The sequence below is a fragment of the Candidatus Nitrosocosmicus oleophilus genome (genome assembly GCF_000802205.1).
Classification (GTDB): domain Archaea; phylum Thermoproteota; class Nitrososphaeria; order Nitrososphaerales; family Nitrososphaeraceae; genus Nitrosocosmicus; species Nitrosocosmicus oleophilus.
In genome coordinates, this window is sequence record NZ_CP012850.1 from 2,748,490 (window position 1) to 2,763,442 (window position 14,953).

The 14,953-nt window shown below is 34.4% G+C and carries 14 protein-coding genes; 5 read left to right on the forward strand and 9 right to left on the reverse strand.

The window, feature by feature from the left end; all coding sequences use genetic code 11:
- Positions 1–36 precede the first annotated feature (36 nt).
- Positions 37–417, reverse strand: coding sequence for a peptide-methionine (R)-S-oxide reductase MsrB (gene msrB, locus NMY3_RS13205; RefSeq protein ID WP_196818576.1), 381 nt, complete (start codon positions 415–417; stop codon positions 37–39).
- 294 nt (positions 418–711) lie between these two features.
- Between msrB and NMY3_RS13210 the strand changes: the two genes are divergently transcribed.
- Positions 712–1,023, forward strand: a complete 312-nt coding sequence (locus tag NMY3_RS13210) for a translation initiation factor eIF-1A (protein WP_134482826.1) — start codon at positions 712–714, stop codon at positions 1,021–1,023.
- Positions 1,024–1,344: 321 nt separating this feature from the next.
- Here NMY3_RS13210 and pheT read toward each other — a convergent pair whose 3' ends face one another.
- Positions 1,345–3,042: a phenylalanine--tRNA ligase subunit beta gene (pheT, locus tag NMY3_RS13215; protein ID WP_196816300.1), complete on the reverse strand. Its 1,698-nt coding sequence runs from the start codon at positions 3,040–3,042 to the stop codon at positions 1,345–1,347.
- Positions 3,033–4,598, reverse strand: a complete 1,566-nt coding sequence (locus NMY3_RS13220) for a phenylalanine--tRNA ligase subunit alpha (RefSeq protein WP_196816301.1) — start codon at positions 4,596–4,598, stop codon at positions 3,033–3,035. The genes pheT and NMY3_RS13220 overlap by 10 nt, the downstream gene beginning before the upstream one ends.
- Positions 4,599–4,667: 69 nt before the next feature.
- Between NMY3_RS13220 and NMY3_RS13225 the strand changes: the two genes are divergently transcribed.
- Entirely contained in the window at positions 4,668–5,918 is a 1,251-nt protein-coding gene (locus NMY3_RS13225) for a tryptophan--tRNA ligase (protein ID WP_231100079.1), read from the forward strand.
- Positions 5,919–5,938: 20 nt separating this feature from the next.
- Positions 5,939–6,235, forward strand: coding sequence for a hypothetical protein (locus NMY3_RS13230; protein WP_196816302.1), 297 nt, complete (start codon positions 5,939–5,941; stop codon positions 6,233–6,235).
- 22 nt (positions 6,236–6,257) lie between these two features.
- Here NMY3_RS13230 and NMY3_RS13235 read toward each other — a convergent pair whose 3' ends face one another.
- Positions 6,258–6,590: a hypothetical protein gene (locus NMY3_RS13235; RefSeq protein WP_196816303.1), complete on the reverse strand. Its 333-nt coding sequence runs from the start codon at positions 6,588–6,590 to the stop codon at positions 6,258–6,260.
- A 66-nt stretch (positions 6,591–6,656) separates the two neighbouring features.
- Positions 6,657–7,136 (reverse strand): phosphopantetheine adenylyltransferase, encoded by a 480-nt coding sequence (locus NMY3_RS13240; RefSeq protein WP_231100080.1) that lies wholly within the window; start codon positions 7,134–7,136, stop codon positions 6,657–6,659.
- A 99-nt stretch (positions 7,137–7,235) separates the two neighbouring features.
- Here NMY3_RS13240 and NMY3_RS16745 point away from each other — a divergent pair, with 99 nt between their 5' ends.
- On the forward strand, positions 7,236–7,886 hold the full coding sequence (locus tag NMY3_RS16745) for a 4Fe-4S dicluster domain-containing protein (RefSeq protein WP_231100081.1): 651 nt from the start codon (positions 7,236–7,238) through the stop codon (positions 7,884–7,886).
- Between the two features lie 25 nt (positions 7,887–7,911).
- On the opposite strand, the gene NMY3_RS13250 is transcribed toward NMY3_RS16745, so the two are convergent.
- From NMY3_RS13250 to NMY3_RS13265, 4 genes are all read right to left on the reverse strand, one after another.
- Positions 7,912–8,649: an adenylate/guanylate cyclase domain-containing protein gene (locus NMY3_RS13250; RefSeq protein ID WP_196816305.1), complete on the reverse strand. Its 738-nt coding sequence runs from the start codon at positions 8,647–8,649 to the stop codon at positions 7,912–7,914.
- A 254-nt stretch (positions 8,650–8,903) separates the two neighbouring features.
- Positions 8,904–9,326 (reverse strand): hypothetical protein, encoded by a 423-nt coding sequence (locus tag NMY3_RS13255; protein WP_196816306.1) that lies wholly within the window; start codon positions 9,324–9,326, stop codon positions 8,904–8,906.
- Positions 9,327–9,396: 70 nt separating this feature from the next.
- Positions 9,397–9,792, reverse strand: a complete 396-nt coding sequence (locus NMY3_RS13260; protein ID WP_196816307.1) for a DUF1622 domain-containing protein — start codon at positions 9,790–9,792, stop codon at positions 9,397–9,399.
- A 72-nt stretch (positions 9,793–9,864) separates the two neighbouring features.
- Positions 9,865–11,541, reverse strand: a complete 1,677-nt coding sequence (locus tag NMY3_RS13265; RefSeq protein ID WP_196816308.1) for an acetolactate synthase large subunit — start codon at positions 11,539–11,541, stop codon at positions 9,865–9,867.
- A gap of 1,386 nt (positions 11,542–12,927) precedes the next feature.
- Between NMY3_RS13265 and NMY3_RS16750 the strand changes: the two genes are divergently transcribed.
- A complete protein-coding gene (locus NMY3_RS16750; RefSeq protein ID WP_231100082.1) occupies positions 12,928–14,280 on the forward strand; it encodes a peptidylprolyl isomerase in 1,353 nt (450 codons plus the stop codon).
- Positions 14,281–14,953 lie beyond the last annotated feature (673 nt).

Sequence of the window (14,953 nt, forward strand, 5' to 3'; positions counted from 1 at the left end):
AGGATTCTAATTTAATCTAAAGATTAATCCTTCCCATCAGGAAGGATTAATCTTCTTCTTGAAATCTAGCGACAAGGAATTAATGCAATACCTCAATCCAGTTGGTTTGGGACCATCATCAAATAGATGGCCCAAGTGGCATCCACATTTTGAACAAACTACTGCTTTCCTAATCATACCATAATCATAGTCGATTTTTTCTCTAATATTCTCATTATTTGATGGAGCCCAAAAACTTGGCCAACCAGACTTCGAATCATACTTACTATCAGAATCAAACAAAATAGAACCGCAGCACTTACACGTATAGACGCCATCTTCTTTATTGTACAAAAGGTTCCCAGAAAATGGTGGCTCAGTCCCACGATTTACACATACCTCAAATTCCTCAGAAGTTAATTTTTTTTTAAATTTGATTTAGAATATTCTTCTGACATTTATCAACATAATGTTTGACTACATTATTTAAAAATTTAACGATTCAGGAAATCGTTTTTATCTCAAAATTATGTTCGTTGCCAAATGCAAGGTTGAATTGCGTTTTACTGTAATGAAAGTCTACTTTTCAAAATTGCAGACGGCGGTTCCAAACCTGTCGTAAAATAATATGCCATTTACAAGTAAAAATCAATTTTCGTTCATTTAATCAATGATAAATGGCTAAAAATAAAAGTTTTTATTTAATCCTGGGCCACTAACCATTGATTAGAAATAGGCAAACGTAAAGTTTTAAACGAAGCTCACTTGAAGGAACTGGTCATGCCCCAGGAAGGAGAGTTATTTGGAAGAGTAATTAAATTGGTAGGCGGTGATAATATCATTGTAAAAAGTTCTGACGGAAAAATTAGGACTTGTAGGATTAGAGGGAAGATAAAAAGAAGGATGTGGATACGGGATAATGACCTAGTTTTAATTGCACCTTGGGATTTCCAATCAGATAAAGCAGACATAATTTGGAGATACATCAGTGCACACGCAGACAAGTTAGAGCAAGAAGGACATCTCGAGGGTTTGAATAGATAGAAATCACCAAATATTATTGTGTTGTACCCCGCCACTGACCCACAGCAAAATCATAGTTAGCCTTACACTCCGTGTATAACTCATTGCGCACTCTCTGACGGGGATTAATGATTATAAAATTAAACAGCTATATATCGTTTAACTAGTAGGGTCACAGTTGGAAAAAAGCCACTTGAGCAATAAATGGTCATTATTATCTCTAGATTCATAAAGCTGCCAAGACACTTTAGAATTCGGAAGTAAAGCTTAGTTGAAGATGGGTATTTGAATTATTCATGGATCTTTTATTAAGTAGATTTGTATTCGCAAGACTACAAATCCTTATACTATACGAATTTGGTCGAGATTCAAAATATTAACTACTGTCGATAAATTGAATTCGAAAACAGTTATCAAAGTACGCAAGTTAAGATTTTCCAAAACTTGAGGATGAATTTCACCTATCTCCCCAATTTTCTGATCCTTAAGGAGAATTCTTGCAGAATGACCTGTTAGAAAATAATTAGTGTCATATCTGGGTGTAGTAACAATCGCATTGAAACAATACTTCATAAGAGATTCTAAATTGGATTTAATTTCTGTATAGTCTGTGGTATTATGTGCAATTGAAACACAAAGTAACCAATCTTCTCTGATTTCATTTTCTGTTGCAGAAAATGTCTTACCAATCTCAAATAATTTCTGAGGATATTTTTCATGAATGTTTTTAGAAAAAGTATTGATGATAGAAGGAATTAAACTGTTTCTTAGTAACTCAAATTCAGTATTTTTTGAATCACCTAAAGTAACTAATTTTTTATCGGAATGACCATCTTCCAAAAAAACATCTCTGACCAAGCTTTTAGATATTATATCAGGATTAATAATTTCCATAAATCCAAGACCAATTAATATGTCACGTACTTTATCAAAAACAATCGATTGATTATTCTTGCGACCAGGAAAATAAGTGCTGGGGTGTAATGGTTCTAAATTGAAGATCCCATAACCAATAGCAACCTCTTCGCATACGTCTACTTTGTCAAACAAATCTATTCTATAACTAGGTATTATGCATTCCAGTTTACCGCTACCTTTGTCTATACCTTCACATCTACTTCTCTGAAGACATACCAAGATTTCCTCATGAGTTAATTCGAGACCTAACATTCTATTAACATAGTTAAAATCTAATTGTAGTTTGTACGGTTTTAAGATTGGTGTAACAATTTTTTTATGAAAAGTAGAATCGACTATTACAGAATACAGATCAAACCCCATATCGCTTAACTCAAACGATAATATTGAAAGTATATCTTTAGCAGACTTGGGATTCACTGATGTAACTTCTATGAATAGATTGCTAGTTGCTTGGTCTACTCTTGTTGTGTTTCCATTTATAATAGGTGGAAACGAGATGATTTTATCCTTTGAGTCAAGCAAAATAGGGACGAATTCAAACTTTTCCAAGATGTGACCATACTTTTTTCCGACGTCAAAATCTGAAAGGATTTCGGCTAGGCTACATTCTTTTTTTCCATCTAATGGTATGAATTTGACCTGCCTGGAAACCCCTTTATATAAAAGGGGAAAGGTCAACGCATCATAATTATGCAGTCCTATTGAAGCCTTTTTCCTGTTTCTACCGATTCCATTATGCAAATCTTCTTGCATGGATATCAATTGTGTTAATTCTTCATTATCTATTGGAAAAGCCCGCTTTGCAACTAATCCATATATGATGGGCCTTACATTTTTCAATTGTTCATCTACCATTATTGAACTTGAAGAGGTTCTAAGATCGTGTATACTTGGACATCCTAATTCTACATCCAATATTCCTTTTAGAGCACGTACAATCCCATTCTCAGAAGAAAAATCTGGTCGATTGGGATTGAACTCTATTCTAATTTTATCATTAGCCTCGTCAAGTCCTTCAATATCGAGACCCAAGTATGGTAATTTTTCAATAATTTCTTCCAGAGTCATCTCAGAAAAGATTTTTGAGAGTAAGGATGTTCGAACGTTTACTACAGGCATTTGGGGACACTCTTTAACCAGGTTAAATTGTTTGAATATAATTCGCGTATATCATCAAGATTAAAGCGTAACATAGCCAATCTTTCAAAGCCTCCTCCCCAGGCTAAAACAGGATTTTTGATACCCAATGGTTTTGTTACCTCAGGCCTAAAAATCCCCATACCAAACAATTCAATCCATTTATCGAATTTCTCATTATACACCATTGATTGAAGAGAAGGTTCGGTATAAGGGAAAAAGGTGGGCCAGAACTTTATCTTCTTTATCCCAAGTTTAGAATAAAACTCGGATTGAATTCCGATTAGTTGCCTTAAATTGGCATCTTCATTCACGTAAATCCCTTCAACTTGATGAAATTCAACTAGATGCTTGAATGTAACTTTTTCGTTCCTAAATACACGTCCTATCAGAAAAACTTTATCTTTCTCAGGTTTACCTTCAGACAAATATTGGAGTGTGACTGGAGTGGTATGAGTCCGCAATACGTATGGTTTAGAATCTGCAATATTCCAATCATATTGCCAATTTTCCCTATGAATTTTTGACACATATTCCAGTAATTGAGTATTTTTTGGTAAAGGAGAATATAGGTCCTTTTGGGATTTCAGATAAAATGTATCTTGCATATCCCTAGCTGGATGATCTTGAGGGATAAATAATGCATCAAAATTCCAAAAACATGACTGCGTTAAGTTTCCTTCGATCTCGCTAAAACCCATACCTACCAAAATTTCTTTGACTTCATCTATGAAATCGACCAAAGGATTCTTCTTTCCATAGTTTAGCAATGGCAATGGAGCCTCTACATCAATCTGTTCAAAAATTAGATCCTTCCATTTTCCAGAAACCAAAACCTCTTGAGTCAAATTTCTAACAACTTTCTCGCCGGTTAATAGCAATGAATCAATAATAGGAACACTAATTTGGGCAATTCTGTATTTCTTGTCTACCAACTTCTCTGTAATCAGGATATTATGTCGTTTTTTCAATGATTCGAATGCCTTTTTATCTTCATTATCAAAGTGAGATTCTAAAACTGATCCTTTAATTCTTAATTTGGCCATGAAATTCTCCTCACTTGATGGTTTATGCGAATCGGGGAGAAGAGTTACCTTGTCATCAATTATGCTAATCCAGTTATTTTTTTTGCAATACCGAATCGCTCCAAAAACTTCCTTGTCATTGCCTCTAAACTCTTCACTCTTTATGATTTCTGACAATTTGTTTATTCCCTTACTTACAATATCGACAAGTTTCCTTTCTGGGAGAACAAGGTGTTCCATAGCAGACATATCAGGATGCAAATCGATTTTAGAGTCCGTATCCTCAGTGATTAGAACCAAGTCTTTGTACCTTAACCATTCAACCCCTCTGCGCACTTGGTCTGATGTCAATTCTGACCTTCTTACAATCTCAGATTCGGTTACCCAATCAGCCTCTACCAATCGCATTACGGTCAGAAGCTTCTTCTCTATGGGATGCAATGATGAAATCGAAAGATTGGAGTTATTTTCAAACTTCGATGTATCCCTGCCTGGTACTTCATCCTTATCCAATATAACTAGAAAACTTGTGCAAGTATTTTTAAACGTTTAAACTTTGGTTATTTAAAGAATAATTTAAGGATGCCAAGTGAAGAGGACAGCATTTCATTTGAGAAAAGTAACATGACGATAGATTCTAATGAAATAGAGACGGATAATGATTCAGAATCAGATCCTAATAGAGTTAAAGATTTTGTCGTTACTCCCTGGGAAGTAGAGGGAGATATTGACTACTCAAAGTTGATCGAAAAATTTGGTACCCGTGCCATAGATGATACTTTAATTGAAAAAATCAAAAATTTTACTGGGGAAATACACCCATTTCTCAAAAATAAATATTTTTTTTCCCACAGAGATCTAGATGTGGTTCTTGATGAGTATAAGAGAGGCAACAAGTTTTATCTCTATACAGGAAGAGGTCCTTCAGGCTTAGTTCATCTCGGACATTTGATGCCATGGTTATTCACAAAATATTTACAAGAAAAATTCAATGTTAACCTAATATTCCAATTGACAGACGATGAAAAATTTCTGTTTAATAGTAATTTGGATATGGAAGCCATTCAAAAATATACATATGAAAACATATTAGACATTATTTCGATAGGATTTGATCCAAAAAGAACCAAGATAATTGTTGATACCAAACATATCAAATATTTGTACCCGTTATCTATAGAAATAGCAAAGAAAATCACTTACTCCACAGCAAAGGCTGTTTTTGGATTTTCTAATTCTTCTAACATTGGAATGATAGGATTTCCACCTGTTCAGGGTGCACCTTGCTTCCTGCCATCAATATTTGAGAACAAACCTACCCCTGTGCTTATACCAGCTGCAATTGATCAGGATCCCTATTGGAGAGTGACCAGAGACGTAGCAGAAAAATTGGGCTACCCCAAACCAGCCCAGATCCATAGTAAATTTATTCCAGGACTTACTAGCCTAGGGAAAATGTCATCCTCAAGGCCCGAAACTGCATTGTTTACTGTGGACGAGCCCGAGATCCTTGAGACTAAAATCAAAAATACCTTTACCGGGGGTCAACCAACAATAGCCCTCCAACGTAAATTAGGTGGAAATGCCAATATTTGTCCAGTATATTGGTATCTAAATTATCTCTTCGATACCGAAAAGGAATCTCAGGAGAGATATAATGATTGTACTGGTGGTAATTTGCTATGTGGAGAATGTAAGGGCGATATGATAAAAAAGGTAAAACCATTTATTAAAGATATTCAAATAAAGAGGGATAAGGCACAAAATTTGATCAAGGATTTTATGATTGATGGAAAAGATTTTTTTGAAGATGATAATGCTGGTTCTAATTAAACGCTGTTTTTGAATTCAAGTTGAAATTTAAATTCATTTGTCAAGACAGTTATGAAGCGGAAAAGTTAACAAGCATTTTTACCCCACAAAAGGATAATTCACTATTTGTTAGCAATGTAGTAAAAACAATCGACAATGAGGTCGTCGTAAGGCTCAAAGATGGTTCCCATCATAGCATTATGTTCAGGGATGAAATTAATTCACACAAATTGGAACAATTTTTTGAGGAACTTTTATCGCGAAAGGGGCAAGTTACTGATACAAAATATGTAGGGGATGTGGTCATCATCAGTTTAAATGAAGCAGTAGCTCAATAGTCCAAATTATAAAAAAATTGTTTCACACATAATCCCTATTGAACTCATCAAGAATGAGTTGATAGACTTTCTCAAAATACAAGGCCGTCGCGTATGGCATCAAAGGCATAAAATCTCTTATGGTTTCAAGAACCAAAGGAACTGCACGCTTTGACAATTTAATTTCAAACTTCATCCAAAGAATTCGATTCTGAGTAAATACTATTTTTTCACCTAACTCTTTACTACAAACTTCCTTAGCTTTGTCCTCAACGCGTTTGTACCAATACGCAAGTACCTCCGGGTCCAATCCACCGCCAAGATTTGTAATATTATTACAATAATCTAGTATTAGATCGTCAGTTCCATTCTTCATTTTATGAAACTAATTTCAACTTAAAAAATTTATCACTGGGTATTAAATTTATTTGATAAAATAAGATTATTTTTTATTTTTTATTGTATTGCCCATCTGATCAATCTCATTTGCTCTTATACGACTGGAAGAAATTGGTAAGCCATCTTGGGCCAATTTCAATTCAACTGAAACTATATCAATTACAGGAAGACCCATTCTTGTCCTGACTTCATTAACATGTTTTCCTTTGTAACTCGTTTCAGTACTTGCTACCATACAATCAACTTTTTCGGAAAACATTAACGGTCCAAATACATCCTCAAGTTTTGTAATTTCGTAGAAGTTGGACCCAACTTCCATCTCAATGATTTTGACTAGATTTTGTTTTCGTACTTCATATGAATTGTTTATTTTTTTCATTAATCTTTCTTTTACTAAATTATCTGATGATAAACCTATTATGACGAATTTTCCTATCTCAAATGATTTTTTCAACAGTTCAATATGTCCAATGTGTAAAATATCAAACGTACCGCCCATGGCTACGCATTCATATTTTTTCAATAGAGGTGTCATATAAAAAAATAATATAAAATTATTGATTTCACAGTCAAACCCAGGTTTTGACAAATTTATAAATACCTAATTGAGGATAGATAACTATTGTCATCTACAGTTGCAGAATATATCTGTGAAGATTGTGGTTCTTTACTAATTCATTTGAATCCAACTACGCTGCAGAGCATAATAGAGGTTCACTCGCAATTATGTCCCATAAAAAGACAAAAAATTCTTGCTAATGCAGAAGCTGAGAAACTAAAGAAAGTCTCCGGTACACGGAATGCAAACATCCCAGTTCAAGCTACCCAGATAGTAAGTGGTGCCCCACCAAGTGCTGCATCCATACCTCAACAAGTTGTAGCACCCAGTATGAGTGAGGGCGGTGCCAATTCATCCCTACCATTGACAGGCACTGGAACAGACTACCAGGCAGCAGAAGGTCCAATAGATACTGGCTTTAAGTCAAAGAGACAATCTGCAGGGAAGTTTCACGGAATCCAAGTATGGGGTCCATACGATGCACCTGGACAGCTCGGGATCTGGGGTACTGATGTGTGCGTTGATTTTGACATTTGTATTTCAGATGGTGCTTGTATTGATGCATGCCCTGTAAATGTTTATGAATGGCTTGATACACCAGGACATCCTGCTTCAGAGAGGAAACCATTTATGATTAGAGAAAAGGATTGTATTTTTTGTTTGGCGTGCGAAAATGTCTGTCCTCCTCAAGCGATTAAAATATTTGTAAAATAGTATAGTACGATCTAAACTGTTAGATTTAACTATCCTCTTTGATATATTTATAAATTCTATAGTTTAATTTGCTATTGTACTTCATGGCAGTATCCCACTTTGAATTTCGTTCTTCATATAGAGCAACAAAATATTTCTTTTGGCTCAAATCAAGATTATGAAAAATGTTTTGACCTACAATAACTTCCCCAGGAAATGATAATGATGTAATTTTAGCAGCTATACTTATACTAAACCCTATCAGGTCGATATGAGCGTGAGCAACATTTTTTCCATACAGTAAAACATGTGCACTACCAGATTCAATGCCGATCTTCACAGAAATTTCAGGGATTGATTGTTTCTTAAATACTGGGTTGATCCCTTTCCCTATTACTTTCTGTATGTAGCGCGCACAATCCAAAGAATTTATTGTTGCTTTTTTTTGATCATAGTCTGATGGGAATAGCCCGATCACAGCATCTCCCACGAATTTTAGCACATACCCTCCGAATTTTTCAATAGACAGGCTTACTTCTTGGGAGAAGATTTGTATAATCAAGGCCAAATCAAGTGATGGTAGGTCATGGGACAGTTGAGTAGAGCCTGCTATGTCCACATACATCACTACAACATTTGTTTTGCTATTGACTTTCCTTTGTAAATACTTCCTACATGAATCATTAGACAGATCGATGAGCAATCCTCTATTTTCTAGACTATAAGACACCCGGTCTTGAACACTCTTTACGAAATCAAAATCTCCTGATTCAAAATTTTTCATCTAGATCTAAAAATGGTAATTCTGCCTAGTTTATTCGTTATGAGGATTAATTCTACAGCCTATTCTAGTTCTATTCTCATAATAGAAGTAGAAATATTCCCTATAGCTAAGAAAAACTAGATCAATGATTCTTATATTTATTATTATTCCCACTGATTTTGTCTAAACCATATGTCAGCAGAAACCAAATTTTACCCCCTACTAACTGGTAATATGCCTTTGAAAACAATATGGAACAATTAAAAGCAATTCTGTTACAGATCAAACTTCTTTATGGTAAATGATGTTATCATACGAATAGCAAAAATTCCCACGAAAAATATTATAGTATTGTAGATATCTGGATTAGGCCCCTCTCTGAATAAACTCGAAATTACTAAGATGAGTCTTAAAACCGCATTGGCACATTCAAATTCTAATGCGAATAACAATCCATTCGCTAAAATAGGAATTATAGAGATTTTTGGTTCTCTAGTACTGTCATTTGATATGACATTCACATGCTTCATGAAAATATGAAAAAAGAATTTGCTTGCTGGGATTTTTTTTGAATCAACGACTAAGGCCCTGCGAAGTAGTAACAATAGTAGCTGTCCTATAGTAATAAGTATAATACTAATCGCGATTACGTCAATGACATAAGTTAAAAAAAGAACAATAGCTTCTAATGTAATCATTCTAACACCCTTTCAGGCTCATGCGCCTAATGCGAGAATTTTTTATTATTATCTATTAACATACCAAACCCTAGGTCATCTTGTTGTGTCTGTCTATTTCCTTTGATAGCGACCAACTTAATACTATTCGAATGGTAACGATAACTCCCAAAATCAGAAGCTCTTTTATTCCTGGAATTCGCATCGTCTTAATAATATCACTTCCTATTTCAAAATCTAACGCTAGTAAAATACCTCTAGCCAATCGTAACCTGATTGATTCCTTATCCATAGTTTGATCCTTAATTGGATTCTTAAGGATTTTGAGAAAGGAAATTAAGGCCATAATGACCGAAATGATAATAACTGAAGCAGCTAGTATATCAATTCCGAAGGTAATCAAGTCAATATAATAAGATCTGATTGCCTCAATAGGAATCAAGCCATTCAAATCAAGAATCACTTCTTTCGCTGGAAAGAATATCAATCTACTATGTATTTTATTTTCATCTACTTTACGCTATTGCATAAATGACGTGATTATATTGCCTGGGATTAACTATTCATGAAATCGATCACTTCTAAAAAGTAACTCATTGCGATCAGCATCGATATCAATCGCTATAACTACAGGGATATGTAAAGACTTTGTTGCCTCCCTTAAGACGTAAGAAAATTCGTCCGTACTGGTTACCCTATACCCTTTTGCCCCAAAGCTCTCGGCAAGTTTGACGAAATCAGGATTATTGAAATTTGTAAAAACGTTCCTTCCGAATTCTAACCTTTGTTTTGTAGAAATCACACCCAAATCCGAGTCACACCATACGACAACAATGATCGGAAGTTGTAATCGTACTGCTGTTTCTAGTTCTTGAACATTCATCAAGAAACCACCATCCCCACACATTGCCACCACCTTCCGAGAGGGACAAGCTAGCTGAGCACCAATTGCTCCTGGAAGTGCAAATCCCATCGAACAAAATCCATTACTTATTATGCAGGTATTGGGACTGTAAGTCTTGAAGATTTTAGCTATCCACAATTTGTGAGCTCCAACATCTGATATCAATATATCTTCTGAAGAAAGTACATTCCTAACATCATGAATTAGTTTTTCAGGTTTGATAGGATAAGATTCATCATCCATAAACTGCTCAACACGCCAATCCACTTCTTTCTTAATTTTTCGAAATCTTGCCTTCGCGAGAGTTATTTCTTGTTTATTGATAGAATTTATTTGAATTTCATTCTGGTATCTCTTTACAGAATTCATGAGTAAATTTATGGTTAAGTTTAAGTCACCAGAAATTTCTATGTCAGGATTGTAGTAGTTATCAACTTCCGCAGAAGTAGAATCAATATGAATTATTTTTTTTAGATTTGATCCATTCCAATTTTTAGGACTGTATTCAACCAAGTCATATCCTATAGAAATTACAACATCGGCTAATTTCAAAGCGTGTAATGCGTAGTCGGATTCTTTTATCCCAATAGTTCCCATATGAGTTGGTGAATTATCTGAGATCACGCCCTTACCCATGAAGGTATTCATTGAATAAAATCCGGTTAAATTTGCAAACCTTCTAATAATATTTGAAGCGTTGTTCCGAATACAGCCATTTCCGACTAGAATAACAGGTGCATTTGAATTCAATATCATTTTAGAGGCACCATGCAGTGTTGATCGTGTCGGGCCCGATACTATACCACTTTTACGACTTAGTGGTTGCAATAATGATTCCATTTTCGCCACATCAACTGGTAAATCAAGATGAGTTGCCCCTTTTTTTTCTTCAGCAGCAATCTTGAAAGCCCTTCTCAGAATTTCAGGTATACCATCGGCATCTCTGATAGACCATGTCCATTTGGTAATTGGAGTAAACATTGTTACAGGATCCATATTCTGATGAGATTCTTTATGCATCTTGGTAATTTCAGTTTGACCGGTAATTGCAAGCAGTGGAGATCGGTCCATATTAGCACTTGCTACCCCAGTAGTAAGGTTAGTAGCCCCCGGACCAAGTGTTGCGAGACATACACCGACTTTATTTGTTAACCTCCCATAAACATCTGCCATGAATGCAGCCGCCTGTTCGTGTCTCGCCAAGATAAATTTTATAGTTTCTGATTCTGATATTGATATTGTAAGATCATTTGTTTCCTCACCAGGGATTCCAAAAATATATTCGACATTTTCAGCCTCAAGGCACTTGACAAATAGGTCAGAAGCTTTCATCTATGAAAGGATGCAACAGTTCAATCATAAAAATATGATCCAATGTTGTAATACAACCTGATGAGGGTAAACCAAGATTGTCCTAACATTAGATAATATGAAATATATCCACAGCTCATTTATTAAAAGATGAAAAAAATTAAAAGTCGGCCGGATGACTACATTCAAGCTAGCAATCAGAGTTTGAATAGCCAAAAAGTTTTTCCAAGTTTAAGAATAAATTCGTTACAAAAAAATGGATTTGATGTTCATACTCTACTTTTGTCATATCCAAAAAATATTTAGATTAGTCAAAAAAGAACAAAAAGAAACTAACCTAGAATTATCATTCGATTCCCAGTATTACCTTTTCTTTCTCCTTTTTTACCTCATAGTTGATAACAGAGGCCACAAAAATTGTTAGTCAACATTTTTGATTTGAGATGACATAGTTACTGCAGCAGCTTCATTTTATAATCCGCCATATGTGTTACAGAGAGACAAATAATTCTAGAATTAATTTCTGCCGACTGTTCCTGTAAAATATACAACTCTATTCATAGTATAAAGAAATTGTGGAATCAGAAGGGCCAAATTCTATTTCAGGGTATAAATAATATCAATCATAGGTTATCAAAAAACGAACTTATCGTATTAGATGAGACAATGATCGCCTACCTTCAAACAGATAGTTATTTCGAGCGACATACGTTATAAAGATTAGACTATTTTTCTCTGGAAATAAATCTTGGTAGGATTTTTCATTTGATGGCTATAGATACCATCAAATATGAGAAAGTGGTCAAAAGTAAGCATATAAAGTCTCAACCTTAGACCTAATTCATTTTGTTTACGACCAAGTGCAGGTGTTACCCATGACTTTCACAAAATACAGAATGTTCTTGTACTAATAATATATTGCGCGTTAATTCAAGTATCGTCAGAGTGAACATGGCAATCCAAAGTTGCACTAAATACACTGGGTTGGATGGGAAAAGGAGTATTGCGGGATACGCTCCATTAAGATAAGAGCAGAGTAGTCCCGGTCAATCCTACTCACATGAGCTATAGTCAGTATTTGAAATCACACTTAGGTTATTGAACTTGCATGTTGAGATTTGGATAAAATTATGTTATAATTATACTAATGCAAATAATGGTGGTTCTTAGATTAACTCTAACTGAATCCACAATAATTCTTATTGAATATGGCTACAAAGATAGTGCAGATGTAATGCTTTGGGCTGTCAAGATGACAATAATAAACACATAAATAAAAAAACCAGGTTTGAACTCTTACTTCTTAATATACATGCAAAAACAAAGGAGGAATTGAAATCAGAAATTTAAGTATTATCAGCTTAACTTTGGAATCACTTTATATTTCAGATCAAATAAGGAATTTACATGTCACTTAAAATCTTGATACCAATATTTATCGGAGTCGTATTAGGCAATGGGTCCGCTTATATGTTACAAGAAAGTAATAGTCAACTTTCAATAAATGATACCAGTTTCTTATCGGATGCTACTTCAAATTATTCATTTATGGTAGATCCAAATGCATCAACTGAGTCAAATGGATTGCAAATGGGTAACCAACCCTCAATGAATTCATCCAACTTAAATGACTTGATACTTTTGGAAGATCAATTAAAGTTGGCCCAAGAGAAAATTGAGCAAGCGGATATCAAAAACAAGGATTGGAGAAATTATACAAGCAACAATCTAGGTTTATCATTGGAATATCCTATCGACGTTCATTTGCAAAAGGAGGGGAAAGAAACTCGGTTTGATCCCGATAAGGATTTAAAGATAGGCAGCATAGAGAAGGATGGATTCAGTATTAGTCCTAGTATTTATAGTCAAAATTCTACGGATTTTTCGAATGTAGTTCTACATGCAAAGGAATCTCATCTTAACATGAATCTAAACGATTCATATCTAATGTTAGTGGAAGATATTACACCCATGAGTATTCATGATGATACTGGTTTGTCTTACTTAATATCATTGATCGATAATGGTCTAGAAAAATCCCTTTTTGTATCTAATAATACATTCCTATCTCATAACGATAATATTTATAGGTTCGTATTTGTTACCAATACTGATCAATACAATAAAACAAATGCAATTTTTAATCATTTACTAAACTCAATAAAATGGAATGTCAATCAGGCTAATGCTAATTCGACAACTTTTGCTCTTGCGAATAAGAGCTTCATGCCAAATAGTAGTGGTACTGCAATAGATAACCTGACCTCCGTAAACAACACAACAACTATCGAAACTACTCAAGGACCAATAAAAATTGAGTTTTATCCTGATGTGGCCCCAAAGCATGTCAAGAATTTTAAAGATCTCGCTAACAGCGGGTTTTACGATGGAGTAGTATTTCATAGGATAGTACCAGGATTCGTAATACAGGCTGGCGATCCAAACACAAAGAATAGTAACATTAGTCGAGATACCTGGGGAACTGGAGGTCCAGGGTATACCATAAATCAAGAATTTAACAAAATACCCCATGAAAGGGGAATACTATCCATGGCCCGTATGCCTGATCCAAACAGTGCGGGATCTCAATTCTTTATTGTACTAAATAATTCAAAATTCTTAGACGGTCAATACACTGTATTCGGAAAGGTTATAGAGGGAATGGAGATTGCAGATAAGATAGCAAATGTTACCACCAATTCAATGGATCAACCTCTGAATCAAGATTTAGCGAGAATAAACAAGATAATGATTAATTAGAAATAGCCTTTGGATATGGATACCTTTTCACATAATAGATTAACGGCATTGAAAAAAAAATTTATGATTTACGATCGGTTAATCATAAATCATGAATAAATCCTATTCATGATTCGTTAATGATTCTTATCGATCAACAACACTAATCAAAGATAACATTTGAATAAGAACATCTATCTTTTGTACCTAATGACATTCCCTGATGTTTTGAGTTTATATATTTATGCTGCAACACAAATGCATTAGTATCTATATATATAGGACCCATGGTGGATAACAAACCTATTTTAATAATTCTGTCAAAAAACAGAATCAATTATTTATAGAACCAGTGTATTCTAGTTTAAAAAAAGCAACTTTGAAATAATCTGATCGAATTGATGTTTAAGTTACTTAATGAAGGGTACAAGACCAAGTTAGTGACAACCATGTAAAGCTGCGGTATCAATCCTAGACATGGAAACGTGACAATACTTTTCGATAGGACAGGTATAGAGACTTTAAAATAACAGAAAGTTTCATGCCGTCAATGACAAAAAATAAAATTTTGTAAAAGGAATTAAAATAAAATTCAGCAGGATAACTTTTCAGATACATTTTTGCCAAAAGCCAAATAAAACCATAATTGTGTTGTACATAAAGATACCTTGAATGTACACTTATCTGTCTATCT

Bases quoted from the DNA above. Each gene is read 5' to 3' on its own strand.
- pheT (WP_196816300.1), bottom strand. From the start codon at position 3,042: ATGCCTGTAGTAAACGTTCGAACATCCTTACTCTCAAAAATCTTTTCT.
- NMY3_RS13225 (WP_231100079.1), top strand. From the start codon at position 4,668: ATGCCAAGTGAAGAGGACAGCATTTCATTTGAGAAAAGTAACATGACG.
- NMY3_RS13235 (WP_196816303.1), bottom strand. From the start codon at position 6,590: ATGAAGAATGGAACTGACGATCTAATACTAGATTATTGTAATAATATT.
- NMY3_RS13250 (WP_196816305.1), bottom strand. From the start codon at position 8,649: ATGAAAAATTTTGAATCAGGAGATTTTGATTTCGTAAAGAGTGTTCAA.
- NMY3_RS13255 (WP_196816306.1), bottom strand. From the start codon at position 9,326: ATGATTACATTAGAAGCTATTGTTCTTTTTTTAACTTATGTCATTGAC.
- NMY3_RS13265 (WP_196816308.1), bottom strand. From the start codon at position 11,541: ATGAAAGCTTCTGACCTATTTGTCAAGTGCCTTGAGGCTGAAAATGTC.
- NMY3_RS16750 (WP_231100082.1), top strand. From the start codon at position 12,928: ATGTCACTTAAAATCTTGATACCAATATTTATCGGAGTCGTATTAGGC.